This window comes from Papillibacter cinnamivorans DSM 12816 (assembly GCF_900176335.1).
Lineage (GTDB): Bacteria > Bacillota > Clostridia > Oscillospirales > Oscillospiraceae > Papillibacter > Papillibacter cinnamivorans.
In genome coordinates, this window is sequence record NZ_FWXW01000002.1 from 375071 (window position 1) to 398712 (window position 23642).

Here is a 23642-nt window from a genome sequence, read left to right on the forward strand (position 1 = left end):
CAGAATAGAAAGGTCGGGGCGGATACTGACAGGATTTTTGTCACTATTCGCCCTGCTTTTTGGGTCAATTTTGCTGTATAATGAGTTCTCTGCCGCCCGTATCCTTCCCTCGGGGATTTTTTCCCGCATGTTGTTTGTGAAATTGAATCATCCTTCGCCGCCGCATTCAGATTTCATGATTTTTTTGTAAATTTTCTTGCAATTCTGCAAGTTGGAACATATAATGTTGTAAAACCAAATTCCGTATAAAAAAGGGCTGCAGGAACTGCGGCCTTTGCAGCGAACAGGGGAGTAGAGTATGAAAGAAGTATCCAGAATCGCCGCCGCGGTCACCCCGTCCACCACCATGGCCATCGACGCGATGTATAAAAAGATGAAGGCGGACGGGATCGACGTCATCGGCTTCGGCGCCGGCGAACCGGATTTCGACACGCCGGACAATATTAAAAAGGCCGCCGTCGCCGCCATTGAGGCGAATTTCACCCGGTACACCCCCACGCCGGGTATCGAGCCGCTGCGCGCGGCCGTCTGCCGCCGGCTGGAGGCCGACTGCGGCGTTTCCTACGCTCCTTCCCAGATCACCGTGGCCAGCGGGGCCAAGCACAATGTGTATATCGCCCTGCAGGTGCTCCTCAATCCCGGGGACGAGGTCATCCTGCCCGCGCCATACTGGGTCAGCTATTACGAGATGATCAAGATGGCGGGGGGAGTTCCCGTTGTCGTAAACGCCCCGGAGGAAGATGACTTCAAGCTGAACATAGACAAGCTGCGCTCAGCCGTCACGGAAAAAACCAAGGCGATGATTTTAAATTCCCCCTCCAATCCCACGGGAATGGTGTATAATAGAGAAGAGCTTTCCTCCATCGCCCGCATCTGCGTGGAAAACGAGATCTATCTCATCTCCGACGAGATCTACTACAAGCTGATCTACGACGGCCTGCCCTTTGTGAGCGTGCCCTCTTTGGGGGAGGATATCAAGGAGCTCACCATCCTGGTAAACGGCGTGTCCAAGTCCTATGCCATGACGGGCTGGCGCGTGGGCTACGCCGCGGCGAACCAGCGCCTTTCCTCCCTCATGTCCGCCTATCTCAGCCACTCCACCTCCGCCCCCAGCTCCATCTCCCAGATGGCCGCCCTGGAAGCCCTCACCGGCCCCCAGGACAGCGTGGAGCGCATGCGGGAAGCCTTTGAGGAACGTCGGAATTACATCGTCTCCCGGATGAACTCCATCTCCGGCGTGAGCTGCCTGAAGCCCTCGGGAGCCTTCTATGTGATGATGAACCTCAAGCGGCAGCTGGGCCGGACCCTGGGAGGAATCGAAATCCGCGACTCCGACGATTTTGCGAAGGCTTTCCTCAAAACGGGTCTCGTGGCCCTGGTGCCCTGCTCCGGTTTCGGAGCGCCGGACTTTGTCCGCTGGTCTTACGCCACATCCATGGAGAACATTAAAAAGGGGCTCGACCGCCTTGAACAATTCTTAAAAGGATAGGGTATGATGAAAGACACCTATGAAAGCCCGCTGGCCTCCCGCTACGCCAGCGACGAGATGCTCGCCCTCTTTTCTCCCGACCGGAAGTTTTCCACCTGGCGCCGCCTCTGGATCGCCCTTGCCCGGGCGGAAAAATCTCTGGGCCTGCCCGTTTCCGGCGAGCAGATCGCCCAGATGGAAGCCCATAAGGACGACATCAACTACGACTCCGCCGCCCGCTGGGAAAAGGAACTGCGCCATGACGTCATGGCGCATATCCACGCTTACGGCGAGCAGTGCCCCGCGGCCATGCCCATTATCCACCTGGGGGCCACCAGCTGCTACGTGGGGGACAATACCGACCTGATCCTTATGCGGGAGGGGCTCACGCTGCTGAAGGCCGGCCTTCTCCGGGTGATCGCCGCCCTTTCGGAATTTGCTTCGGAATACAAAGCCCTTCCCACCCTGGGCTTCACCCATTTTCAGCCCGCCCAGCTCACCACCGTTGGTAAGCGCGCCACTCTCTGGATCCAGGATTTTCTCACGGATCTGGAGGAGGTGGAATACCGCCTGGAGCATTTGAAGCTCCTGGGTTCCAAGGGGACCACCGGTACCCAGGCCAGTTTCCTGGCCCTCTTCGACGGGGATCATGAAAAGGTGAAAAAGTTGGATGCCATGATCGCCGAGGAAATGGGCTTTTCCGGCGTGGTGCCGGTTTCCGGGCAGACCTATTCCCGGAAGACGGACGCCGCGGTCTGCGCCACCCTTTCGGGCATCGCCCAGAGCGCTTCCAAATTTGCCACCGACCTGCGCCTTTTGGCCCACCTCAAGGAGGTGGAGGAACCCTTCGAGGCTAAGCAGGTGGGCTCTTCCGCCATGCCCTATAAGCGCAACCCCATGCGCTCCGAGCGGATCTGCTCCCTTTCCCGGTATGTGATGACAGATGCTCTGAACCCCGCCTTTACCGCCGCCTCCCAGTGGCTGGAGCGCACCCTGGACGACTCGGCCAACAAGCGCATCGCCATTCCCGAGGCCTTTCTCGCATCCGACGCCATCCTGATCCTCTGCGAAAACGTCGCCTCCGGCCTCGTGGTCCACGATAAAGTCGTTTTGAAGCACGTCCGGGAGGAGCTGCCCTTCATGGCGGAGGAAAATATCCTCATGGAGGCCGTCAAGCGGGGAGGCGACCGCCAGGAGCTTCACGAGCGCCTCCGGGTCCACTCTCTGGAAGCCGGACGGAACGTGAAGGACCTGGGGCTTCCCAACAACCTGATAGAGCTCATCGCGGGGGATCCCGCCTTCGGCATGACCCTGGAGGAGCTCTCCGGACATCTGGAGCCCGCCCGGTATACGGGCCGGGCCAAGGAGCAGACGGAGGAATTTTTAAATGGGGAAGTGTCGCCCGTCCTTCGGCGCTGTGCCGATCTGATGAAGGACGGCGCGAAACCGAAGGTATAGGCCGCCGGGCGGAAAGAAAATAGGTGCGCCGCCGGAGCGTCGACGGAAGCGTAGGCGCTCTTTTTCACTGTCAAAATGGAAGAATTGCAGAAAAGCTCTTGCCTTTTGGGCAAACTGAGGTATACTTGATATTTGTTCAATTAATATACCTGGAACGAACTGGAGGAATGCGTATATGGGATCTGCGCGGATGAAACCTGCCTTTTTCATTGTTGTGCTGATCACGGCGTTTGCCCTGTATGTGGCGCTCTTCGGCCTGAAGCTGGGGGGCCTGACGCTCAACGGCGCCAACAACATGCGGTTCGGCATCGATATCCGGGGCGGTGTGGAGGCCGTCTATTCGCCCAAGGATCTGGACCGCGCGCCCACGGATGACGAACTGGAAGCGGCCAAGGCCATCATCGAAACCCGAATGGACGCCCAGAACATCACCGACCGGGATGTAAAAATCGACTCCGCCAACGGACAAATCATCGTGCAGTTTCCCTGGAAGTCCGATGAAACCGATTTTGATCCCCAGAAAGCGGTCTCCGAGCTGGGCGAAACCGCACACCTCACCTTCCGCGACCCTGACGGGAACATCGTTCTGGAAGGCTCAGACGTGAAAAAGAGCTACGCTGATTTCACAAGCACCACCAAGACTCCCATCGTCGTGCTGGAGCTCACCGACGATGGAGCCACCAAGTTCTCCGAGGCCACCGGGCGTCTGGTGGGCCAGAAGATTTCCATCTACATGGACGATACCCTCATTTCCGCTCCCACGGTAAAAACCCAGATCACCGGCGGCGAGGCGTATATCGACAACATGGAAAGCGAAGATGCCGCAGCAGCTCTGGCTCAGAAGATCAGCTCCGGCGCGCTGCCCTTTTCCATGGAGGCGAAAACCACCAATATCATCAGTCCCACACTGGGAACCGGCGCTCTCAACGTCATGGTTCTGGCCGGCGAGGTGGCCTTCGCTCTGGTGTGCCTGTTCATGCTGCTGTACTATAGGGTGCCCGGCCTTGTGGCCTGCGTCGCCCTGGCTCTTCAGGTGACGGGCCAGCTTCTGGCCCTGTCTATTCCTCAGTTCACCCTCACCCTCCCGGGCATCGCGGGCGTGATCCTCTCGGTGGGCATGGGAGTGGACGCAAACGTCATCGTCTCCGAACGCATCAAGGAGGAGCTGAACTCCGGCAAGACCCTCCGCTCCGCCATCGACACCGGCTTCTCCCGCGCCTTCTCCTCGGTTTTCGACGGCAATATCACGACCATTATCGTGGCCATCATCCTCCTCATCTTCGGTTCCGGGTCCCTTCTGTCCTTCGGTTACACCCTCCTGTGGGGCATCATCATGAACTTTGTGGCGGGCATCTCGGCCTCCCGGCTCATGATCCGCTCTCTGGCGGAGTATAAGGGACTGCGCAAACCCCAGTATTTCGGCGCGAGGAGGCTTGCACAATGAACGTCAAGAGAGTTTTCTTTTTCAAACACCGCTATGTGTATTTCGCCATTTCCATCGCCGTCATCCTTACCGGCGTTATTTTCACCCTGGTAAACGGCCTTCAGTTGGACATCAAGTTCAAGGGCGGCACCATTCTGAATTACTCCTGCGTCGGCGACGTGGACGTCACCAAGGCCGAATCCGTGATAGGGAGCACACTGGGGCAGACCGTCGACTGTCAGATCCAGACCAATATCACAAACGGTGGGCAGACGCTGGTGATAAACCTGGCGGGGAATGAGGGCATCACTTCCCAGGATCAGCAGACCGTCACCCAGGTCCTCACCGTCACTTTCCCGGACGCCAATATGAACCTTACGAACTCCCAAACCGTGGAGCCTTCTTACGGAGCGCGATTTTTCAAAAACGGGATGATTGCCATCGCCCTTTCCTTCATTTTGATTTTGATTTATGTGGGCATCCGTTTTAGGAATATCGGAGGCTTCTCCGCCGGCGCAATGGCCATCGTCGCCCTGATTCACGACGTTCTGGTGGTCACCTCGGTCTTTGCCATCTTCCAGATTCCCGTAGGAGATTCCTATATCGCCGCGGTCCTTACCATCATCGGCTTTTCCATCAACGACACCATCGTTATCTACGACCGGATCCGTGAAAACGCGCGCCTTCTGGGCAAAAAGGTGAATACGGAGGAGCTGGTGGACATCTCCATCACCCAGTCCATTTCCCGCTCCATCAACACCAACATCACCGTCTTCGTCAGCATCACCATCGTCTTTATATTCGCCCAGATTTACAATATCACGTCCATCCGCACCTTCGCCCTTCCCATGATGTTCGGTACCATTTCCGGCTGCTATTCCACCGTTTGTATCGCCGGCCCCCTCTGGACCATGTGGAAGAACTATAAGAGCAGAAAGCGCGCCGCCCGGGCGTAGGTCCCGGAAAGCTCGGTTTTCCCAAAATCATCATAGGATATGCAGTGGGCTGCTGAAAATCCAAAGGATTTTCAGCAGCCCATTAAACACGATATCCCCCCTTCCCCCCGGGAAGGGGGAAGAGGGATGGGGTTCATACTTCCGAAGTCAATACCTTTTTGAGCCTTGCAAAGCGAGGAAGGGAATCTTCTTTGGGAAGATGCGGCTCCCCCTGGATGAGGGGCAGCGCGTAGTCGATAAACTCCTGTTTCATGCCGTTCCCCGCCTCGTTGATCCACTCCCGGGGAACCTTCTTCTCCAGGTTCGCCACCTGGTGCAGATCGATAAGCTCCGTCCGGCAGAGGTATTCTCCCCGGGTTCCGGTATCCCGCCGGAAGGCCACCATCTTGTCCGTCTCACCGCCGATGGCCGCCTCCACCGCGGCCTGCCCGGCCAGATACGCCTCCCGGATGTCCGTGAGAGAGGCCAGATGGGCCGCGCATCGCTGCAGCAGGCTCAGCTCGATTCCCCTCACCTTGGCCCCGGTGCGCTCCTGGAGAAGGGAAGCCAGGGTCGTGGCGAGGCCCCCCATCTGGGCGTGGCCAAAGGCGTCCTTCTGTTGGGCCATGGCCGAGCCGTATTCGGAAATATACGTCCCTTTTTCGTCTCGGATGCCCTCGGAAACTCCGATGATCACCTTGCCGGTCCGGCGGTAAATCTCCTCCACGTCGATATAGAACCGTTCCAAAGAGAAGGGAAGCTCCGGCAGGTAGACGAGGTCGGGCCCCGCGCCCTTGAGGCATGCCAGGGAAGCCGCCGCGGCCAGCCACCCGGCGTTTCTCCCCATGATCTCGATGACGGTGATCATCCCCGTGTCGTAGACCCGGGCGTCCTGATAGACCTCCATGCAGGTAGTGGCGATGAATTTGGCGGCGCTGCCGTAGCCGGGGCAGTGGTCGGTGCCGTACAGATCGTTGTCGATGGTCTTGGGGATGCCGATGACCCGGCACTCGTGCCCCGAGCGGCGCATGAATTTGCTGATCTTGTTGCAGGTGTCCATGGAGTCGTTGCCGCCGTTATAAAAGAAATATCGCACGTCGTATTTCCGGAAGATCTCCAGAATCCGCTCGTAGTCCTTCGGGTCCTTGTCCGGGTCCTTCATTTTATAGCGCACCGAGCCCAGGGCGGAGGACGGGGTGTAACGAAGAAGCTCCAGCTCCGCCGGGTCTTCCTTGCCCATGTCGTAGAGCCTGTCGTCCAGCACGCCCCGAATCCCGTGGGCGGCTCCCAGTACCCTTGTGATTGTTCCGGAGTCCAGCGCGGTCCGTATGGCGCCCAGAGCGCTGGCGTTGATGACCGAGGTGGGTCCGCCCGACTGCCCGATGATGCACGCGCCTTTTAGTTCCTTCATTGGTGAGTCCCCCTTGCCCGTATGTTTTAGGCCGGATTTTCCGGCCGTTAATTCTGGTAAAAAAATCATATCACGGAAACCCGATAAAATCAAACCGCCCGTTCATACTGATAGGAGTACGGTGCATACTATCCCGCAGCGTTTCCCCCACAGCGTCGATTTTTCTTGCAATCCGCCCAAAAAGCTGGTAAAATTTATGTAGAATTTCTACAAGGAGATGGGTTCAATGCTTGTCACATCCAAGGAGATGTTCCGGAAGGCCTACGAGGGCGGATATGCCATCGGCGCCTTCAACGTCAATAATATGGAGATCATTCAGGGCATTACGGAAGCGGCCAAGGAAACCATGTCCCCCCTGATCCTGCAGGTTTCCGCCGGCGCCCGGAAATACGCGAAGCATGTCTATCTCATGAAGCTCATCGAGGCTGCCATAGAAGACACGGGGCTTCCCATCTGCGTTCACCTGGACCACGGGGAGGATTTTGAAATCTGCAAATCCTGCATCGACGGCGGCTTTACCTCCGTGATGATCGACGGCTCCAAGCACTCTTTTAAAGACAACATCCGCCTGACGAAGCAGGTGGTGGACTACGCCCACGAAAAGGGAGTGGTGGTGGAAGGGGAACTGGGCCGTCTGGCCGGCATTGAGGACGCAGTTAATGTGTCCGCCGAGGACTCGTCCTATACCGATCCCGGCCAGGTGGAGGAGTTTGTCCGCTCCACCGGCGTCGACTCTCTGGCCATCGCCATCGGCACCAGCCACGGGGCGTATAAATTCAAGCCCGGGCAGAAGCCTCAGCTCCGCTTCGATATCCTGGAGGAAGTGGAAAAAAGGCTTCCCGGATTTCCCATCGTCCTCCACGGGGCCTCTTCGGTGATCCCCGAGTATGTGGCCCAGATCAATGAGTTCGGCGGCGCCATGCCAAACGCCATTGGAGTTCCCGAAGACATGCTGCGCAAAGCCGCTCATATGGCGGTGTGCAAGATCAACATCGACTCGGATCTCCGCCTGGCCATGACCGCCGGAGTCCGCAAACACCTGGCGGAACACCCGGACCACTTTGATCCCAGACAGTATCTGACTCCCGGCCGGGACAACATCCGGGCCCTTGTTGCCCACAAGATGATCCATGTCCTCGGCTGCAACGGGAAAGCATATTGATTCCTGCCGGAATAAAAAACCGAGGCGCGCGGGCTATTAAGCCCGCGCGCCTCGGTTTTATAAGCCTGACGGAATCGGGAAAGTGCCCCGAGACCGTCCGTACCTATATGGAGTCAGCCCGGAATCTTATTCAACCTCTTGACAAAATCGGGAAAGGGAAGTAGTATGAACGTATGAACAATTGTTCATACGTTCATACTTATTTTGTGATATGTTGTCCGCAAGGGAGGCGCCGATATTGAATAAAGAAACCCATTTCTCCGACTGCTGTGAAACTACGGTGATTCACGAGGAGGCTTTGTCCGAGGTCCGGAAGAAAATGCCCCCGGAGGATCCGCTCATCGAGGTGGCCGAACTCTTCAAGGTCTTCGGGGATTCCACGAGAGCGAGGATCATCTGCGCTCTGAACCTCTCCGAGCTCTGCGTCTGCGACCTGTCGGTCCTGCTGGGCATGTCTCAGTCCGCCGTTTCCCACCAGCTCCGTATTCTCAAGCAGGCGCGCATGGTGAAATTCCGCAGGAGCGGCAAGGTGGTCTATTATTCCCTGGACGACGAGCACATCGGCCAGATTTTTGCCGTGGCGTTCCAGCACGTTCAGGAGGGATCCGCATGACCGGCAGGAAAAAGAGCCGCCCCGGTCCCCGTCATGGCGGCACAAGCGAATCCGCCTGCGCCTGCCGGGAGGATCCCTGCAGCAGTTCCGCATCCGCACAGGACTGCGCCTGCTGCGCGTGTCACGATCACAGCCATGCCCACGGCGGCTCCGGCGAAGAGGGAAGGGGAGCCTCCCGGCTCCGGCTGATTGTCTCGGGGCTTCTTCTGGCGCTTGCCTTTCTCCCCGGTCTGCCGGGGCCGCTGTCTTTTTTGCTGGGCGCCGCGGCTTATCTTCTGGCCGGCTGGGATGTTCTGCTCCGGGCGGGAAGAAATCTCGCCGCGGGCCGCGTCTTTGACGAAAATTTCCTCATGTCTTTGGCCAGCCTCGGCGCCTTTTTCATCGGCCAGCGGGCGGAAGCCGCGGCGGTCATGCTCTTTTATCAGGTGGGCGAGCTCTTTCAGGGGTACGCGGTGGACCGTTCCAGAAGATCCGTCAGGGAACTTATGGACCTTCGGCCTGACAGGGCCTTCCGCATCGTGGACGGCCGTCCGGTGGAAACAAACCCCGAGGATATCGCCGTGGGAGATCTCATTCTGGTGCATCCCGGCGAAAAGATCCCCCTGGACGGCGATGTGCTGGAAGGGGAGTCCTGGCTGGACACCTCCGCCCTCACGGGAGAGTCTGAGCCCCGGCCCGCGAATCCCGGGTCTCCCGTCCTCTCCGGCTTTCTCAACCAAAGCGGCGTCCTCAAGGTCCGGGTACAAAAAACCTATGGAGATTCCACCGCCTCCAGGATCCTGCGTCTGGTGGAGGACTCGGCGGAAAACAAAGCCGTACCCGAGCAGTTCATCACGAAGTTTGCCGGAATCTATACCCCCGCGGTGGTGGCTGTGGCAATCATCCTCGCTCTTCTGCTCCCGCCTCTCGCCGGTATCGGCTGGGCCGAGGGGCTGCACCGGGCGCTTATCTTTCTGGTGGTTTCCTGTCCCTGTGCCCTGGTGATCTCCGTCCCCATGGGCTATTTTGCCGGGATCGGCAGGGCCTCCCGGGCCGGGGTGCTGGTCAAGGGCGGCAACTACCTGGAAGCCCTGTGCCATGCGGAAATTGCCGTCTTTGATAAGACGGGGACCCTCACCCGGGGAAAATTCCGCGTGGTGAAGCTCGCTCCTGTTTCCGTAAGCGACAAGGAGCTTCTGGAATATGCCGCTCTTGTGGAAAGCCTGTCTTCCCATCCTGTGGCGCGGTCTATCCGGGAAGCCTGGGGGGGATCGGCCGATACCACCCGCATCTCGGAGTATACCGAGCTTCCCGGAAAAGGCGTCCGTGCTCGTGTGGACGGGCAAAGCGTCTGGGCCGGAACCAGGATCCTTATGGAAGATCTGGGCCTTTCCGTCCCCGGGGACGATCCCGGCGAGACGGTCGTCCACGTGGCAAAAGGCGGCGCGTATCTGGGCGGCGTCTTCCTGCGGGACACTCTGAAAAAAGACACGGCGGAAGCTCTCCGGGCTTTGAAGTCCGCCGGCGTGCGAAAGACCGTCATGCTCACCGGCGACAGGGAGGAAGTGGCCGCCCGGATCGGCAAGGAGGCGGGAATCGACGAGGTTGTGTCGGGCCTTCTCCCGATCGACAAGGTATCCCGGATAGAAGTGCTCCTAAAGGAAACCTCTCCCGGCAGGACCCTTCTTTACGCCGGCGACGGGATCAACGACGCTCCGGCCCTCCGCCGGGCTGACGTGGGCGTCGCCATGGGGGCCCTTGGGTCCGACGCCGCAATGGAGGCCGCCGACGTGGTCATCATGACCGACGAGCTGTCCTCTTTGGTTTCCGCCATGAAAATCGCCCGTTCCACCCGGCGGATCGTGCAGGAAAATATCGCCTTTGCCATATCGGTGAAGCTCCTTGTTCTGGTGATGGGCGCCCTGGGCCTTGCCGGTATGTGGCAGGCCGTTTTCGCGGACGTGGGCGTTTCCCTCCTTGCCGTGGCAAATGCCATGCGCCTGCTGCGTTTTCGTGTGAACGAATGAAATTGACTTTAAGAAAAAAGTCCCAGTAAGAAAACATCACGAAAGGCGAATAAATCAGGCTCTGCCTCCGTCTTGGTATCATCCGCTCCCGCCCCGGCATACTATGGACCAAGGCGAGGAGGATAACGCAGCCAACCGCGCGTCAGGCTTCCGGAAACCGGGTCAGGTTCGACTCTCCTCGCCTTAATACGGCGGAAAAGGGGATAGAGTGTGTGCCGCTGAGAATCGTGGAATACAACCGCAGCGCGGCGGTCAAGTACGCGCACCGCTGGGCATACGCCCGCAATCCTGCCTATTATGACTACGGGTCTTTGGGCGGAAACTGCACCAATTTTGCCTCCCAGTGCATCTATGCCGGCAGCAGGGTGATGAATTACACTCCCACTTTCGGCTGGTACTACCGTAATGCCGGAGACAAAGCCCCCGCCTGGACCGGAGTCGCTTACCTCTACAATTTCATGACCCGCAAAACGGAGAGCATCGGCCCCTTTGGAAGGGAAGCGCCCCTGAGCGAGGCAAGGCCCGGGGATATCGTGCAGATTTCCTTTGACGGAATGTCTTTTCAGCATTCCCCCGTGGTGGTCCAGACCGGACAGAATCCGGCCCCGGAAAATATTCTGGTTGCCGCCCACACCCAGGACGCGGATTACCGTCCGCTGGGCACCTATACATACAAGAAGCTGCGGCTGATTCATTTCCTCGGCGTCCGCCGGTAGCACAAGTACCGAAACGAGCAAGGCAGACCCGGTCTGAAAAAACCGGGCCTGCCTTGCTTTGATCATATCGCTTTGACAGGATGGCGCAATATGTAAATCCATGAGGGGAACAGCCTTCATCGGCTGCACCTTGAACAAGCGAATAATCAGAAAAACAATAGAAAAAGCCTTGACAATCTAGAACAAGTGTTCTATATTGGAATCAGCCGATATCCCCGCAGGATCACCCGCTCCGTTTCTTGTTCCGGCGCACCCGGGAGAGGGGATTGGCCCGGGCGGCCGTGCGCAGCGCCTCGTTGTCCACATGGGTGTAAATCTCCGTGGTGTTGAGGTGCTCGTGACCCAGCACCTCCTGAAGGGCCCGCACGTCCACGCCGTTTTGGAGCATCAGGGTGGCCGCCGTGTGCCGCAGCTTATGGGACGAATACTTATCGCTGTCCAGCCCCGCCTCGGCCAGATGGTGCTTCACGAGGCTGTGGACCGTTGCGCGGCTGATCCTTTTGTGCTGCTGGGAGAGGAAAAGGGCTCCCTTGTCTCCCACGGCGCTCTTGCTCCGGATCTCCCGGTAGGCTTTCAGTGCATCCAGACAGGCGTCGTTGAGATAGACGATCCGTTCCTTTCCGCCTTTTCCAAGGACCCGCAGATGGTCCTCCCGCACATCGGAGACATTGAGTCCCGTAAGCTCGGAAATCCGCAGACCGCAGTTTAAAAACAGCGTCAGGATGCAGTAATCCCGCTCCGGGTGCTTTCCACCCACGTTGGAGAGCAAAATAATGCTTTCCTCCAGAGAGAGATAGCGGGGGAGACTCCGCTTGAGCTTGGGGGAGTCCAGGTCCTTCACCGGGTTTTCCTCCATGAGTCTCGCCTTGTTGGTCAGATATTTATAAAACGATCGGATGCAGGCCACCTTTCTGGCCCTGGAAGCCGCGTTAAGCCCGTATTCCGGGTTCCTGCTCTTATGGTTTTTCACCTTGTCCCGGCTTAAAAAGCTCATATATTCGTAAATATCGGTAAGCGTAACGGATTTGACAAGCTCCAGATCCACGTCCAGGATGGAGACGTTCTCCATATCGGTCTCCCGGGGAACCTTGTCCCGCCGAATCTTCAGATAGCGGAAGAAGTTTCGAAGGTCCAAAAAATATTCGTCCACAGTCTTCTTGGAATGCCCTTTGATGGTCTCATGATAGGCCAGAAAGTCCCGCAGGATTCCCGGCGCTTCGTTTCTGTAGTCCATTCCGCCCCTCCTTCAATATTATCTCATATAGCGATATCCCTGTATGTGTTATTTCGGGTCTTTTTTAATCCGTCGTGCCGGATGCTGCGTTCCCCGGACATTCACCGTTTTATATTGAGTCATCGCCACGCCGCAAAAAACAGTCGTTTTGATAAGCCATCCGGAACAGAGTTTAACAATAAAACCGCATGGAGTGAAACCGATCACACGCATTTTTTATTTGTGCACCGTTTATCCTGAAATTGCGCGATTTCCGTAACACCTATATACAATAAATTTTGGCTTTGAATCAGCCGGCCGGATTCAGGCGGCGCTGTGCGTGGTCCGGTCGGCCGCCGCGGAATAACTCTGACGCGGAAGAATTCAGATAACGCAGCGTATCACGGTCCATGCGGCAGGCGGTTTTCATTTTTGCATGTTCCGCGTTCTGAAGTATCCGGCAGAACCAACGGCTCAAGTCCCCGGAGAAACCCCCGGGAACCCCCCTTCCGAGTCGTTTTCTTCCCCTCTATTTTAAACAAAATTTTTATTTTGTTTAATTATAAATCCGCAGAGTTTTTTTGTCAAGTCTTTCTTTTCTCCTCCTCCCTCCGGCAGGAGGATTTCTGCGTACCTGAACATTTCTGTTACAGCCATTCGTGCCTCCGCTCTCTCCCGGCCGGCTCTCCGGAATGCCTTGCGTTTCTGTGCCGCCCCTTCCGTTTTTCGCAGCGGTTTGCCGATAAACCCAGCGGAGCTTTTCCGGCATATCGCCGCATCCCGCAGCTCCCCGCCGTATTGAGGGAAATTTCATAGCTCTTCCAGCGCAGGCAGCAGAGAGCCCGCGTCAAAGACCGGCTCCTCCGTCAGATATTCCGCCGTCATACCCTGCGCCGCGATAAACCTCAGGATCGCCTCGTGGTCGGGGTGCCCGTCCAGACGTCCCGTAAAGGCGATCCTGCGCGGCCCCAGTTTTCCGCAGCAGCCCCCGATAAATCCCGTGTCGTATCCCGGCAGCAGGATATGTCCCGGCCGGATGAGAAGAATCTCCAGGCCCCGGTTTTGCAGTGCGGCGGCAATTCCGGTATCCGAAGTAATAGCGGCCTTTTCGGACAGAATACAGAGAGAACACTTTGCGTATCCCTGTCGGACGTGGATCATTTCCAGCCCCTTTTGCAGCAAAATCTTTTCCAGCACCGGATCGCACTTGTCTCCGCAGACGGCAAGCCGTCCCATAACGGCCGCGTTGAGGCCGCAGTCGCGGGGATATTCCGGACTTTGGCTCCCCTCGTCTTTTTGCATTCCGGCCTTCTCCCCCCAGGCCGTGAAGAACCGGTTCTTGAGTGTTATGTAAACTGATTCGGCGGCAATCCAGTCCCCTTCCCCGGCGTGGCAGACCGATAAATCGGCGTGTCCCCGCAGCGGCGAGGCCACAAGCGGGTTCTCAGGAACGGGGATTGTCTCCGCTCCCCTTGCCGCAAGACCGGGCCGCAGCTTTTCAAAATAGGTCTCCCCTGTCAGTACGGCAAGGACTCTTCCTTCCGGCAGATTGGGTTTTCTCAGAAACCTCCTCATGTTTTCCGTTCCTTTTCTCCTTAAAAATATCCTTGTCAAATGAATCCTGTTTAGTTTCTTGTGCCCGGGTCAAACTACGGATAGAAAATCCCATTTTATCAACCGGTGAAAGGACGTTGCTGTATGAGCCTGATTGCCTGTACGAGTCATTGCGTATACCAGCAGGACGGCTTCTGTTCCCTGGAACGGGCCGCTTCCTCAGGAGAACCCTCCGGCGACAACGCATGCGTCAATTTTGTCCCGCTGCGCGGAAAAAGCGCCTCTCCCCTTCCCTATCCGGCCGGGTCCGGTGATAAAAATCCGAGCTAAATAGTAGACATAACATTATTATTGTAAACTATATTGCTGGTCCCTTACCGGCTTATAAAACCGACCCGTCCGCCGCGCCCGATACTCAGGCGCGGCGGATCGGTTATTTCCCGCATTCTTTCAGAACGGTGCGCAGCGCGTCCCGGACGCTGTTGGCGCGGAGAAGCTCCAGTCCTTCCGGACCGGCCTTGAGCTTTTCCGCGCTCCGCCCCGGAATGACGCATCGGGTGAATCCCAGTCTGCGCGCCTCGCTCAGCCTCTGCTCCAGCGCGCTCACGGGGCGCAGCTCTCCCGTGAGCCCCACTTCCCCAACGGCCGCGAGCCCCGTGGGTACGGGCTTGTCCAGGTAGCTGGACGCCAGGGCGATCACCAGGGCCAGATCGGCCGCGGGTTCGTCCAGGCTCAGGCCTCCCACGACGTTGATATAGCAGTCGCAGCCTCCTACCGGCAGTCCTCCCCGTTTCTCCAGCACTGCTAAAAGCATCATGGCCCGGTTATAGTCGAAACCGTTGCTGCTCTTTCGGGGAACGCCCAGAACGCTGGGGGTGACCAGGGCCTGCACCTCCGCCAGAATAGGCCTGGCTCCTTCCATCACACAGGCCACACAGGTTCCCGGCGTGTCTTCGGGCCGCCCGGACAGAAGCATTTCCGAGGGATTGGGCACCTCCCGCAGTCCCGAATCCTGCATCTCGAATACCCCGATTTCATTGGTGGCCCCAAACCGGTTTTTCGCTGCCCGGAGGATCCGGTAGCTCATGTGCTGCTCCCCTTCGAAGTACAAAACGCAGTCCACCATGTGCTCGAGTACCTTCGGTCCCGCGATGGAACCCTCCTTGTTGATGTGTCCGATGACGAAAACGGTGATCCCTTCCCCTTTCGCCAGCTGCATGAGGGCAAGGGTGCAGTCCTTCACCTGCCCCACGCTGCCGGGAGGCGTGTCCAGTTCCCCGTTGTACATCGTCTGAATGGAGTCCACAATGAGGATGTCCGGCCCCAGCTCCCGAACCGCCTCCAGCACGTCTTCCATCCGGGTTTCCGCCAGGACGTGAAGCCGCTCCCCGCGCACCCCCAGCCTGTCCGCCCGCAGCTTCAGCTGCCGGACGGATTCCTCTCCGGACACATACAGAACGGTGGCCGAACGGCAGAGGCTGTCGCAGATTTGGAGCAGCAGGGTGGATTTTCCGATTCCCGGCGCTCCCCCCACCAGCACCATGGAGCCGTTAACGGCGCCTCCGCCCAGTACCCGGTCCAGCTCCGCCATTCCCGTGGAAAAGCGCAGCTCCTCCGAGGCTTCCACCTGATCGATGGGCCGGGCCGTATTCCGTTCCCCCGGCTTCTGTTTTCCGGAGGCGGCTCCCTTCCGTGCGGCCGGCCGTTCCGCCAGGGTGTTCCAGCTCCCACAGGCGGGACATTTCCCCTGCCATTTAAGCGTCTCGTTGCCGCATTCCGTGCAGAAAAAAACTGTTTTTTCCTTCATGTCTCTCTTTCCCGTCTTTCGTATTCGTTATGCCGGACCCGTTCCCCCGGCAGAGCTTACCCCCTGGTCTCCTGATATCCCAGATAGGCGATGCACAGGGAGAGGGCGATTTTTTTCTGATATGTATCGCTTTTCAGCAGCTGCGCTTCCCCCGGATTGGACAAAAAGCCGCATTCCACAAGGATTCCGGGGCAGGTGATATGGTTCATGAGATATACCGTTTGGGGAATTTTGGCAGCCTTCCGCCGGTTTGTGTCGTCCAGCACGGCCCGGAGAATCTCTTGTGCCGCGGTTGCAAAAGCCAGGCTGCTCTCCTCGTCGGCATAAAAGACCTGGGCTCCGCGCAGGCTTTTGTCGGGAAACTTGTTCTGGTGGATACTGATGAGAACTCCGTCCCCCACTCCGTTAATGAGCTCCACCCGGTTCTTGAGATCCGATTTTTTCTTTTCCCGCAGGCTTTCCGCCCCTTCGGAATGCAGGGAAATGTCCTCCCGCCGGGTCAGTATCGTGTTCACGCCGAAAAGGCCCATGAGCTGCTCCGTCCGCAGAGCGATATCCAGGTTCAGGCCGCTCTCCTCCTGCCCGTCCGCCGATTCCGCTCCGCCGTCTTCTCCGCCGTGCCCCGCGTCCAGAATCAGGGTACCCGTGGAATAACTGTCCGGATGAAAAAATACCGGCTCGGCCATCCGGCGGTAAAGCCATGCGCTTCCCGCCCCCAGCATCAAAACGGCGCAGAGCAGAGCCGCGATCCATTGTCTTTTTGAAATCAGAATGAACAAAGCGGATCCCTCCCTCTGTACCTTATGAGGACATCCGATTTGTTATTCCTTTCAAATGAAATCGGGATTCCACGCAAATCGGGATGTTTGTCGCGAAAAAGCGCCGCCGTCCTCCCAAAAGGGAATCGTACAGCCTCTGCACCGGTTTTTCAGGCGGTTTCCATTGTCCTTGCCTCATCATAAAATAGATGGAAGACAGATGTCTTTCAAATAAAGCAGAAGGAGGAACAGATTTGAATTCTGAAAACGGCACGGGCAGCGCCTGCGGGTATCGGAGCGGTATCCTTCCCGAATGCGCGCCCCTCGCCTTCCCGTATATCCCGTTTCAGCAGAGCAACACGCGGATGTACGGTCAGGGAGAAGGCCTCAGTAAAGGCACCCTTTTTCCGGGCCTGAATCTTCCGTATCAGGAGAAAACGGAGCCCCACGGCGAACTGGCAAACAACGCCCTCACCGAGCTCATGGCCCTTGGTTTTGCGATCGTAGATTTGGGCCTGTATCTGGACACTCATCGGGAGGACACGGAAGCACTTGAGCTTTACACCTATTACGTGAAGCTCTATCAGGAATCCCGGGCAAGCTACGAAAAGCTCTATGGCCCCATCGTTCAGACCAATGTCACCATGAAAACCGGCTATACCTGGCTTAACGACCCCTGGCCCTGGGAGCGCACGGAAGGGGGAGCAAAATAGTATGTTCGTCTACGAGAAAAAACTGCAGTATCCCATCAACATTAAAAATTCCAACCCCAGGCTGGCTTCGTACATCATCAGCCAGTACGGCGGACCGGACGGCGAGCTGGGCGCTTCCCTCCGGTATCTGAGTCAGAGATACTCCATGCCGTACCCAGAACTGAAAGGACTTCTCACCGACATAGGTACGGAAGAATCCGGACCGCGGGATTCTCTCTGAACCGCCGCGAATATTTCCTGTGTCGCGTGCAAATTATGTACAGTGTATTTACTTTACATGTTGACCTTTCATCTCTCTCGCATTCTGTATGTGATGTCAATTCCTTTACATGCGGCGCGAGAGAGCTTTACACCTTCCGTTCAGCCGGCTCTCATGCTTGCGTTCCATTGTCTTTTATCGGAAATACAGATTTCTTAAAGCCGGATCTCGCCTTCGAGATATAATACGGCGTTCCCCGCAATCCCGACCCGCTCCCCTCTGTTTTCACAGAACAGAGTCCCTCCCCGCTTGGACAGCTGCTTGGCCGTCATCTGATTTTTGCCGAGTCTTGCGCTCCAGAACGGGATCAGGGTGCTGTGGGAAGAACCCGTCACGGGATCCTCCGGGATTCCGGCTCCCGGAGTGAAAAAACGGGAGACAAAATCGGCGCTTTCTCCTTTTGCGGTCACCACTGCCGCATGTCCCAGCTGCAGGCGCTCCAGGGCTTCCATATCCGGCCGCAGGTTCCGGACGGTTTCCTCGTTTTCCAAAAGCGCCACAAGATCACGGGACCGGTGGGTTTCCAGCACTTTTGCTCCCAAAGCATTTTCCAGTCCCTCCGGAATGGGAACCGCTTCCGGAGGTCTCGCAGGAAAGTCCATTTCCAGCCGCTCTCCCCTTCTCTCCACCGTCAGCTCCCCGCTCATGGTCCGAAACCGGATCGTTTTCGCCTCCGGTTTTACAAAGCGGAACAGTACGAACGCGCTTGCAAGAGTGCCGTGTCCGCACAGGTCGATTTCCGTTTCCGGTGTGAACCATTTAAGTTCGTAATATCCCCCGGCCGGCTTCAGAAACGCGGTCTCCGGCAGGTTGTTTTCCGCCGCGATAGACTGTAGCCTGTCCCTCTCCGGCCACTCCTCCAACAGGCACACTCCCGCCGGATTTCCATGGAACGGTTCCTGGGTAAAGGCGTCTACAATGTAATACTTCATGTCGTCCTCTCCTTTGACAGGCTGTCGGGTCAAAAAACAGCCGTTTTCCAGCATGCTGCCCATCTGATATGATAAAATTCCGCCTGATACGGCTTATTTTTACTTCATTTTAACGTTCATAATCCTTCTTTGGACGGGAAAACTACATTTGATTCATGAAAATGAATCACCGCCGCCGCTTCGCGGCGCCGGAAATCACAGCATCCCATTGGGTTGGAAACAGGAGGACACAGGCAAACCGCCTTTCGGCGATATGCCGGAAACGGAGATTCTTTCTGAAAACGCAGCGGATACGGATAAAGGAGGAAGCGATATGCATAAAAGCATTATGTCGGAAAATCTGAAAACGGAGATCGCAAAACGGATGGGCGTTTACGACACGGTAAGCACCAGAGGCTGGGGCGAGGTATCGTCCCGGGATTGCGGAAAGATGGTTCGCACGGCCATTGAGATCGCCGAGCAGAGCGCCGGCAGCCGCTAGTGTCTCTTCCCGCGTTCCCCCGGAAAGGAGCGGCAAATGGCTGACCGCGCAACAAAGGAAGCCCTCAATAAACTGAAAATGGAGGCCGCCCGGGAAATCGGAAGGCTCCAGTACGTGAAGGAAAACAACGACCATTACAAGGGCGACCTGCCTTCCCGCGTAAACGGCGAGCAGGGCGGCCCCATCGGAGGGCAGATGGTCAAGAAAATGATTTCGGCATATGAAAGCCAGGATCTGACGTAAGAGGCCTTTTTCGCCGGAATACAGCAGTCCGCCGTCCGGGTTCCGGGCGGCGGATTGTATTGCAGCCTGTCCGTATCCTGAAAATAGTATACTACATAAATACGTTTCAGCGGAAGAGACTTCCGGTTCGAATTTCAGTCAAAGGCGGCGGGGACTTAATCATGGAGCGCAATCCATCTGCCTTGCGGATGCTTTCGCTCCGCCGTGTTGCCTTCGTCTGCATCCGGAGTTCTTGTGAAACGCGGTTCGGGCCTCTTCCCTGCTGACGGCTGGAAAGCGGCCCGAACGGTTCAGTCCCCGAAGCTGTCGTGATAGCGCTTGAGGATTACGGCGAATTGTTCCCTGGTCAAAGACTCCTGCCAGCGGAGGTTCCCGTTCTCATCTCCCAGGATGAGCTTTTCCTCTGTTGCCCACTCGGCTCCCTCCTCCGCCCAGCTGCTGGGCCGGCCGCCCTCCGGTTCCGTATCCGCGGCGCCGTCCGGCTGCCCGGATTCTGCCTCCTCGGCCTTCCCGAAGGTGGCAATCGTCTCTGCGCTTCCGTTTTTGCTCTTTTGGATCCAGCGGACCTTTCCGCTGCGCACATCCACATGGGTGAAACCGCCCTCGTATTCGTACAGACCGATTCCGCCCGCCTCCAGTATCTCGGCGTACCGGGCCACCTCGCGGCTGGTAGCACCGTTCACCCGGATGTCCGCGGCTTTCCCCAGAACATGCTGGGATTTAGAAGCGCCGCCGATTTTTGCGTTGTATTCCGGCGTCCGGTATGCACTGGTGATGGAAACGGCCGCCTCAAAGTGCTCCCGGATCTTTTCCAGTAGCGCGTTTAGTTCTTCCGAAATCAGGATTTTATCCGTTCCGTCGTGACAGGCAAATTCCCGGACCCGGAAATGTTCCGACAGCTTCCGGTCCCCGTCGGTCCGGAGGCTGTAAGGGATCACCATCTGGGGCACCCTCCGGGCCTGTTACAGCCCCAGGGGCCGCCGACCCACCACCAGAACGGCGGCGGACAGGGGCGTCCCGGGCCGCAGCCCCCGCCCCACCAGGGTCCGGGTCCCGGTCCCGGTCCTGGGCCTGGACCCGGGCCCGGGCCTGGACCCGGCCTTCCCGGACCTCTGAACATTGGATTTCTCATGCTTTTTACCTCCTTATGGGATTGGATACGATTGTGTCCCGCCTGCCCGCCGGTTTTATCGGCAGACAGGCGGGTCCATATGGCATAGGATCAGCTGATGTCGATCTCGTCGTTTTTTACTTTCTTCTGCTTATCCGGCCAAAGGTTGTTTTTACTGAGGTTTTCCAGCAGGGCCTTGCAGGCGTAGACGGCGAAAACCCCCAGGATTTCCGTGACCACGGCCTTGGACAGGGATTCTGCGATTTCCTCCTTGCCCAGGTAAGCCAAATAATAGCTCAGGTAGGTCCAGATCGTGCCGTTGAGCAGCAGCCAGCCGACGATGATTTTTGTATACTCCGTTTTTTTGCGGTTTTTCAACCAGTCGGTCATTTTAGTAATCAGTCTCTTTAACACAGGTACCCTTCTTCCGCTGCGGAAGTTGCCTGCACTCCATTGTATTCAGCGCCGTGCTCTCTCGCTCCGCCGTCCGAAAGGCACTGAAAACCTGCCGGATGCGAAAAACCCTCTTTCCCCTCGCAAAACGGTCCTCTTCCCGCCTCTTAAGCCCGATCCGCGGCTTGTTTTCCCTTGCTCCCTGTGCTACTATTTTTTTATACTTCCAGGCCCCCGCGCCGGAAAGGACATGTGATATGATCGGACGAATCGGCCCCCTCGTGGGGGAAATGATCGGTTTCTTCGGAAGCGATACGAGGCGGATAGGCCATTTTCTGAAGGTTTGGGGATTTGCCGCTGCCATCGGGAAGCTGGAGGGCCTGGATCCGGAAACCCAGGAGATCCTGGAAGCCGCCGCCGTGGTACACGATATCGGCATCCGGCCCAGCGAGGAGAAGTACGGCTCCTCCGCGGGGCACTATCAGGAGCTGGAGGGTCCCCCGCTGGCAAAGGAAATGCTCCGGCGCCTGGGATATCCCGAAGGGCTTACGGCCCGGGTTTCCTTTCTCGTGGGGCATCACCACACTTATGGGAGCATAGACGGAATCGATTATCAGATCCTGGTGGAAGCGGATTTTCTGGTCAACATCTCCGAGGATCGGATGGACGCGGATGCGGTGTCCCGGATTCGCGGCAAAATCTTCCGGACCAAAACCGGTCTTGATTTCCTGGACGCCCAGTATCCCCCGGCATAAGTCTGGAAGCGTCGGACCCTGTCCGCCCTGCTTTGAATCTCCCCGCTCTGAGTCTTTCTTCAGCTGAAATGTCAGGACCCTCCGCGGCCTAAACCGGAATGTTTTCCCGTCCGGCCGCGGAGGGTCCTTTCTGTTTTCTTCTGCTTTCGCTTTCACGGCATACCCCGGAGCCCGCCTCCATACAATTTTCTTGCGAAGGATTTTCAAATTCCGAAAGGAGGCAAAAGATGCCCTACTGCATGTATCTCAGAAAATCCAGGGCCGACGCGGAGGCCGAGGCTCGGTGCCCCGGAGACACCCTGCTGCGTCATGAGCAGGCGCTTACCGAACTGGCCGCCCGCCTGACCCTCCCTATAGAAGCCGTTTACCGGGAGCTGGTCTCCGGAGAATCCATCGATGCCCGGCCCGTGATGCGCCGCCTGCTCTCCGAGGTGGAGCGGGGGTGCTGGGAGGGGGTCCTCGTGATGGAAGTGGAGCGCCTCGCCCGGGGCGACACCGTGGATCAGGGTGTGGTGGCAAGAGCCTTCAAATACGCCGGAGCTAAAATCGTCACTCCCCTGAAAACATTTGATCCCTCCGACGAGTTTGACGAGGAGTATTTTGAGTTCGGCCTTTTCATGAGCCGCCGGGAGTACAAAGTGATCAACCGGCGTCTTCAGCGGGGCCGCCTGGCCTCGGTTCGGGAGGGAAAATTTGTGGGCAGCCGGGCTCCCTTCGGCTACCGCAGGATTCGCCGGGAGGGAAAAAACGGCTTTATTCTGGAACCAGATCCCCAGGAGGCCGACGCGGTGCGCCTCGTCTTCGGCTGGTTTGCCGGGGAAATATCAGACGGCGGCGGCGTCCGGCCCGGCCTTCGGGAAATCGCCCGCCGCCTGGACGCGCTGGGGATTTCTTCTCCCGGCGGCTGCGTCTGGAGCCCCGCCGCCATAGGATGCATGCTCCGCAATCCCGTATACGCCGGATGGATCCGGTGGAATTTCCGAAAAACCGTAAAGTCGCCCGCGGACGGAAGCATAAAAGCCTCCCGTCCCCGCTCCCGTCCGGAGAATTGGATTCTGGTCCGCGGCCTGCACAATCCCCTTATAAGCCCCGGGCTTTTTGAAAAAACCCGTCTCCTGCTGCAAAGCCGTCCCATAAAACCCGGCCCTGTTTCCCGCTCCAAAAAAAATCCCCTCTCCGGCCTTCTTTACTGCGCCCTGTGCGGCCGCGCTATGATCCGCCGGCCCGGAAAAAGCGGCTCTCCCGATTCTCTTTTCTGTCCCTCCCCGGGCTGCCCCACGGTGGGCGGTTACCTGTCCGCCGCGGAGGATTGTCTCCTCGCCGCCCTTGAATACTGGTACATCCTGCCTCATCCTCTGTCTCCGGCGCGCGCCGGCTCAGTCCCGGATTCTTCCCGCCTGATCCGAAGGCGGCTGGACACTGTGGTCCGGCAGAAAGATTCCCTCTGCGGTCTTCTGGAGCGGGGCGTATACGACGAGGAGACCTTTCTCCGGCGCAGAGAAACCCTGGAAACGAAGGAAACGGAGCTTCTCGTCCTGCTCCGGGACACTCTCCGGGTACCCGACGCTCCGCTTCCTGACCTCTCCTCTCCGGTTTCTATGGCCGCGCTGTACCGCGCCGCACCGTCGCCGGAGGAAAAAAACCGTCTTCTCCGAAGCCTCCTGGAAAAGGCGGAATACCGCAAGGAAGGACGCCTGCGGTTTAACGGCGGGCGGGAAACCCTGGTCCTCCCCCTCTATCCCCGCCTGCCCCCCGCCATGCTCAGCGCGAATCCCGCGGTCCGGAAGAATTGGGACACCTGGAGATGATAGGCGCCATTGTCTATCAGCTCACCCGGAATTTAAGCGAGGAAGAAATCAAGCAAAGCGGCTTTGGCCCCTATTTCATCGATCATACCACGGGGGTCTACCCCACCGCGGCCTCCGGCTTCCCCTGGAGCGCGGCGGGCATGGCCGTTAAGGGCGACGTCATCGCCGATCTCACCGAGGACCTGGCCGCCGAACAGAAGGCCCGGGTCACCTACGACAACATCCTGCGCATGAGCGACGACCCGGACGTCAGCAATGTCATCCGCTTCCTCCGGGCCCGTGAAATCGTCCACTTCCAGCGCTTCGGCGAAGGCCTGCGCCTTGCAAAGGAGCGCCTGGACCAGAAGAATTTATATTATGTAAACCCCTCTCTCGATGCGTAATCCTTCCCGCGAATTTACATTCCAGCTAAACAGAAGGCCG

23 protein-coding genes and 1 pseudogene are annotated in these 23642 nt (G+C 57.9%); 15 read left to right on the forward strand and 9 right to left on the reverse strand.

Going from position 1 to position 23642, the window contains the following annotated elements; translation table 11 throughout:
* The first annotated feature begins 298 nt into the window (after positions 1-298).
* From B9A13_RS04660 to secF, 4 genes are all read left to right on the forward strand, one after another.
* The gene (locus B9A13_RS04660; RefSeq protein WP_084233881.1) at positions 299-1489 is read left to right on the forward strand and encodes a pyridoxal phosphate-dependent aminotransferase; all 1191 of its coding nucleotides are present in this window, start codon (positions 299-301) and stop codon (positions 1487-1489) included.
* Between the two features lie 6 nt (positions 1490-1495).
* On the forward strand, positions 1496-2926 hold the full coding sequence (gene purB, locus B9A13_RS04665; RefSeq protein ID WP_084233882.1) for an adenylosuccinate lyase: 1431 nt from the start codon (positions 1496-1498) through the stop codon (positions 2924-2926).
* A 190-nt stretch (positions 2927-3116) separates the two neighbouring features.
* Positions 3117-4370, forward strand: a complete 1254-nt coding sequence (gene secD / locus B9A13_RS14420) for a protein translocase subunit SecD (RefSeq protein WP_242942775.1) — start codon at positions 3117-3119, stop codon at positions 4368-4370.
* The gene (gene secF, locus B9A13_RS14425; protein ID WP_084233884.1) at positions 4367-5305 is read left to right on the forward strand and encodes a protein translocase subunit SecF; all 939 of its coding nucleotides are present in this window, start codon (positions 4367-4369) and stop codon (positions 5303-5305) included. The genes secD and secF overlap by 4 nt, the downstream gene beginning before the upstream one ends.
* A gap of 133 nt (positions 5306-5438) precedes the next feature.
* Here the strand turns inward: secF and B9A13_RS04680 are convergent, their stop codons facing one another.
* Positions 5439-6695: a 6-phosphofructokinase gene (locus B9A13_RS04680; protein WP_084233885.1), complete on the reverse strand. Its 1257-nt coding sequence runs from the start codon at positions 6693-6695 to the stop codon at positions 5439-5441.
* A 226-nt stretch (positions 6696-6921) separates the two neighbouring features.
* Here B9A13_RS04680 and fba point away from each other — a divergent pair, with 226 nt between their 5' ends.
* The 4 genes from fba (at position 6922) to B9A13_RS04700 (ending at position 11192) form a co-directional block, all read left to right on the forward strand.
* On the forward strand, positions 6922-7857 hold the full coding sequence (fba, locus tag B9A13_RS04685) for a class II fructose-1,6-bisphosphate aldolase (RefSeq protein WP_084233886.1): 936 nt from the start codon (positions 6922-6924) through the stop codon (positions 7855-7857).
* Positions 7858-8068: 211 nt separating this feature from the next.
* Positions 8069-8470 (forward strand): ArsR/SmtB family transcription factor, encoded by a 402-nt coding sequence (locus B9A13_RS04690; RefSeq protein WP_143806878.1) that lies wholly within the window; start codon positions 8069-8071, stop codon positions 8468-8470.
* A complete protein-coding gene (locus tag B9A13_RS04695) occupies positions 8467-10476 on the forward strand; it encodes a heavy metal translocating P-type ATPase (protein ID WP_084233888.1) in 2010 nt (669 codons plus the stop codon). The genes B9A13_RS04690 and B9A13_RS04695 overlap by 4 nt, the downstream gene beginning before the upstream one ends.
* A 212-nt stretch (positions 10477-10688) precedes the next feature.
* Positions 10689-11192 carry an amidase domain-containing protein gene (locus B9A13_RS04700; protein WP_341456015.1) on the forward strand — a complete coding sequence of 168 codons (504 nt, stop codon included), beginning with the start codon at positions 10689-10691 and terminating at the stop codon, positions 11190-11192.
* A gap of 223 nt (positions 11193-11415) precedes the next feature.
* Here the strand turns inward: B9A13_RS04700 and B9A13_RS04705 are convergent, their stop codons facing one another.
* The 5 genes from B9A13_RS04705 to B9A13_RS04730 all read right to left on the reverse strand — a co-directional run bounded on the left by B9A13_RS04705 (position 11416) and on the right by B9A13_RS04730 (position 16545).
* The gene (locus B9A13_RS04705) at positions 11416-12426 is read right to left on the reverse strand and encodes a tyrosine recombinase XerC (protein WP_084233889.1); all 1011 of its coding nucleotides are present in this window, start codon (positions 12424-12426) and stop codon (positions 11416-11418) included.
* A 513-nt stretch (positions 12427-12939) separates the two neighbouring features.
* Entirely contained in the window at positions 12940-13062 is a 123-nt protein-coding gene (locus B9A13_RS14570; RefSeq protein ID WP_278308999.1) for a hypothetical protein, read from the reverse strand.
* 153 nt (positions 13063-13215) lie between these two features.
* Positions 13216-13980, reverse strand: a complete 765-nt coding sequence (locus B9A13_RS04715; protein WP_084233891.1) for a DUF6873 family GME fold protein — start codon at positions 13978-13980, stop codon at positions 13216-13218.
* Positions 13981-14392: 412 nt separating this feature from the next.
* Positions 14393-15766, reverse strand: a complete 1374-nt coding sequence (gene radA / locus B9A13_RS04725; RefSeq protein ID WP_084233893.1) for a DNA repair protein RadA — start codon at positions 15764-15766, stop codon at positions 14393-14395.
* Between the two features lie 56 nt (positions 15767-15822).
* Positions 15823-16545 carry an N-acetylmuramoyl-L-alanine amidase gene (locus tag B9A13_RS04730; protein WP_084233894.1) on the reverse strand — a complete coding sequence of 241 codons (723 nt, stop codon included), beginning with the start codon at positions 16543-16545 and terminating at the stop codon, positions 15823-15825.
* 233 nt (positions 16546-16778) lie between these two features.
* On the opposite strand from B9A13_RS04730, the gene B9A13_RS04735 reads away from it, so the two are divergent.
* The gene (locus B9A13_RS04735; protein ID WP_242942776.1) at positions 16779-17237 is read left to right on the forward strand and encodes a spore coat protein CotJB; all 459 of its coding nucleotides are present in this window, start codon (positions 16779-16781) and stop codon (positions 17235-17237) included.
* Position 17238: 1 nt separating this feature from the next.
* Positions 17239-17439, forward strand: a pseudogene (locus tag B9A13_RS04740) (manganese catalase family protein); the annotation flags it as partial.
* 212 nt (positions 17440-17651) lie between these two features.
* Here the strand turns inward: B9A13_RS04740 and B9A13_RS04745 are convergent.
* Positions 17652-18428, reverse strand: coding sequence for a PhzF family phenazine biosynthesis protein (locus tag B9A13_RS04745; RefSeq protein ID WP_084233944.1), 777 nt, complete (start codon positions 18426-18428; stop codon positions 17652-17654).
* A gap of 313 nt (positions 18429-18741) precedes the next feature.
* Between B9A13_RS04745 and B9A13_RS04750 the strand changes: the two genes are divergently transcribed.
* Positions 18742-18909 carry a small, acid-soluble spore protein, alpha/beta type gene (locus tag B9A13_RS04750; RefSeq protein ID WP_084233945.1) on the forward strand — a complete coding sequence of 56 codons (168 nt, stop codon included), beginning with the start codon at positions 18742-18744 and terminating at the stop codon, positions 18907-18909.
* A gap of 36 nt (positions 18910-18945) precedes the next feature.
* Positions 18946-19152 carry an alpha/beta-type small acid-soluble spore protein gene (locus B9A13_RS04755; RefSeq protein WP_084233897.1) on the forward strand — a complete coding sequence of 69 codons (207 nt, stop codon included), beginning with the start codon at positions 18946-18948 and terminating at the stop codon, positions 19150-19152.
* Positions 19153-19442: 290 nt separating this feature from the next.
* Here the strand turns inward: B9A13_RS04755 and B9A13_RS14625 are convergent, their stop codons facing one another.
* Complete coding sequence (locus B9A13_RS14625; RefSeq protein ID WP_084233898.1) at positions 19443-20093, reverse strand: D-Ala-D-Ala carboxypeptidase family metallohydrolase; 651 nt, start codon at positions 20091-20093, stop codon at positions 19443-19445.
* Positions 20094-20374: 281 nt separating this feature from the next.
* Entirely contained in the window at positions 20375-20677 is a 303-nt protein-coding gene (locus B9A13_RS04770; protein WP_143806880.1) for a hypothetical protein, read from the reverse strand.
* Positions 20678-20913: 236 nt separating this feature from the next.
* Between B9A13_RS04770 and B9A13_RS04775 the strand changes: the two genes are divergently transcribed.
* From B9A13_RS04775 to B9A13_RS04785, 3 genes are all read left to right on the forward strand, one after another.
* Positions 20914-21411 (forward strand): HD domain-containing protein, encoded by a 498-nt coding sequence (locus B9A13_RS04775; RefSeq protein WP_084233901.1) that lies wholly within the window; start codon positions 20914-20916, stop codon positions 21409-21411.
* Between the two features lie 227 nt (positions 21412-21638).
* Positions 21639-23219, forward strand: a complete 1581-nt coding sequence (locus B9A13_RS04780) for a recombinase family protein (protein WP_159448028.1) — start codon at positions 21639-21641, stop codon at positions 23217-23219.
* Positions 23201-23602, forward strand: a complete 402-nt coding sequence (locus tag B9A13_RS04785; RefSeq protein ID WP_242942777.1) for a manganese catalase family protein — start codon at positions 23201-23203, stop codon at positions 23600-23602. The genes B9A13_RS04780 and B9A13_RS04785 overlap by 19 nt, the downstream gene beginning before the upstream one ends.
* Positions 23603-23642: the final 40 nt, after the last annotated feature.

What these genes read in the sequence shown, in the direction of transcription:
- B9A13_RS04660 (WP_084233881.1), top strand. Translation starts at nt 299, where the DNA reads ATGAAAGAAGTATCCAGAATCGCCGCCGCGGTCACCCCGTCCACCACC.
- purB (WP_084233882.1), top strand. Translation starts at nt 1,496, where the DNA reads ATGAAAGACACCTATGAAAGCCCGCTGGCCTCCCGCTACGCCAGCGAC.
- secD (WP_242942775.1), top strand. Translation starts at nt 3,117, where the DNA reads ATGAAACCTGCCTTTTTCATTGTTGTGCTGATCACGGCGTTTGCCCTG.
- secF (WP_084233884.1), top strand. Translation starts at nt 4,367, where the DNA reads ATGAACGTCAAGAGAGTTTTCTTTTTCAAACACCGCTATGTGTATTTC.
- B9A13_RS04680 (WP_084233885.1), bottom strand. Translation starts at nt 6,695, where the DNA reads ATGAAGGAACTAAAAGGCGCGTGCATCATCGGGCAGTCGGGCGGACCC.
- fba (WP_084233886.1), top strand. Translation starts at nt 6,922, where the DNA reads ATGCTTGTCACATCCAAGGAGATGTTCCGGAAGGCCTACGAGGGCGGA.
- B9A13_RS04690 (WP_143806878.1), top strand. Translation starts at nt 8,069, where the DNA reads ATGTTGTCCGCAAGGGAGGCGCCGATATTGAATAAAGAAACCCATTTC.
- B9A13_RS04695 (WP_084233888.1), top strand. Translation starts at nt 8,467, where the DNA reads ATGACCGGCAGGAAAAAGAGCCGCCCCGGTCCCCGTCATGGCGGCACA.
- B9A13_RS04705 (WP_084233889.1), bottom strand. Translation starts at nt 12,426, where the DNA reads ATGGACTACAGAAACGAAGCGCCGGGAATCCTGCGGGACTTTCTGGCC.
- B9A13_RS14570 (WP_278308999.1), bottom strand. Translation starts at nt 13,062, where the DNA reads ATGGCTGTAACAGAAATGTTCAGGTACGCAGAAATCCTCCTGCCGGAG.
- B9A13_RS04715 (WP_084233891.1), bottom strand. Translation starts at nt 13,980, where the DNA reads ATGAGGAGGTTTCTGAGAAAACCCAATCTGCCGGAAGGAAGAGTCCTT.
- radA (WP_084233893.1), bottom strand. Translation starts at nt 15,766, where the DNA reads ATGAAGGAAAAAACAGTTTTTTTCTGCACGGAATGCGGCAACGAGACG.
- B9A13_RS04745 (WP_084233944.1), bottom strand. Translation starts at nt 18,428, where the DNA reads ATGAAGTATTACATTGTAGACGCCTTTACCCAGGAACCGTTCCATGGA.
- B9A13_RS04750 (WP_084233945.1), top strand. Translation starts at nt 18,742, where the DNA reads ATGCATAAAAGCATTATGTCGGAAAATCTGAAAACGGAGATCGCAAAA.
- B9A13_RS04755 (WP_084233897.1), top strand. Translation starts at nt 18,946, where the DNA reads ATGGCTGACCGCGCAACAAAGGAAGCCCTCAATAAACTGAAAATGGAG.
- B9A13_RS14625 (WP_084233898.1), bottom strand. Translation starts at nt 20,093, where the DNA reads ATGGTGATCCCTTACAGCCTCCGGACCGACGGGGACCGGAAGCTGTCG.
- B9A13_RS04775 (WP_084233901.1), top strand. Translation starts at nt 20,914, where the DNA reads ATGATCGGACGAATCGGCCCCCTCGTGGGGGAAATGATCGGTTTCTTC.
- B9A13_RS04780 (WP_159448028.1), top strand. Translation starts at nt 21,639, where the DNA reads ATGCCCTACTGCATGTATCTCAGAAAATCCAGGGCCGACGCGGAGGCC.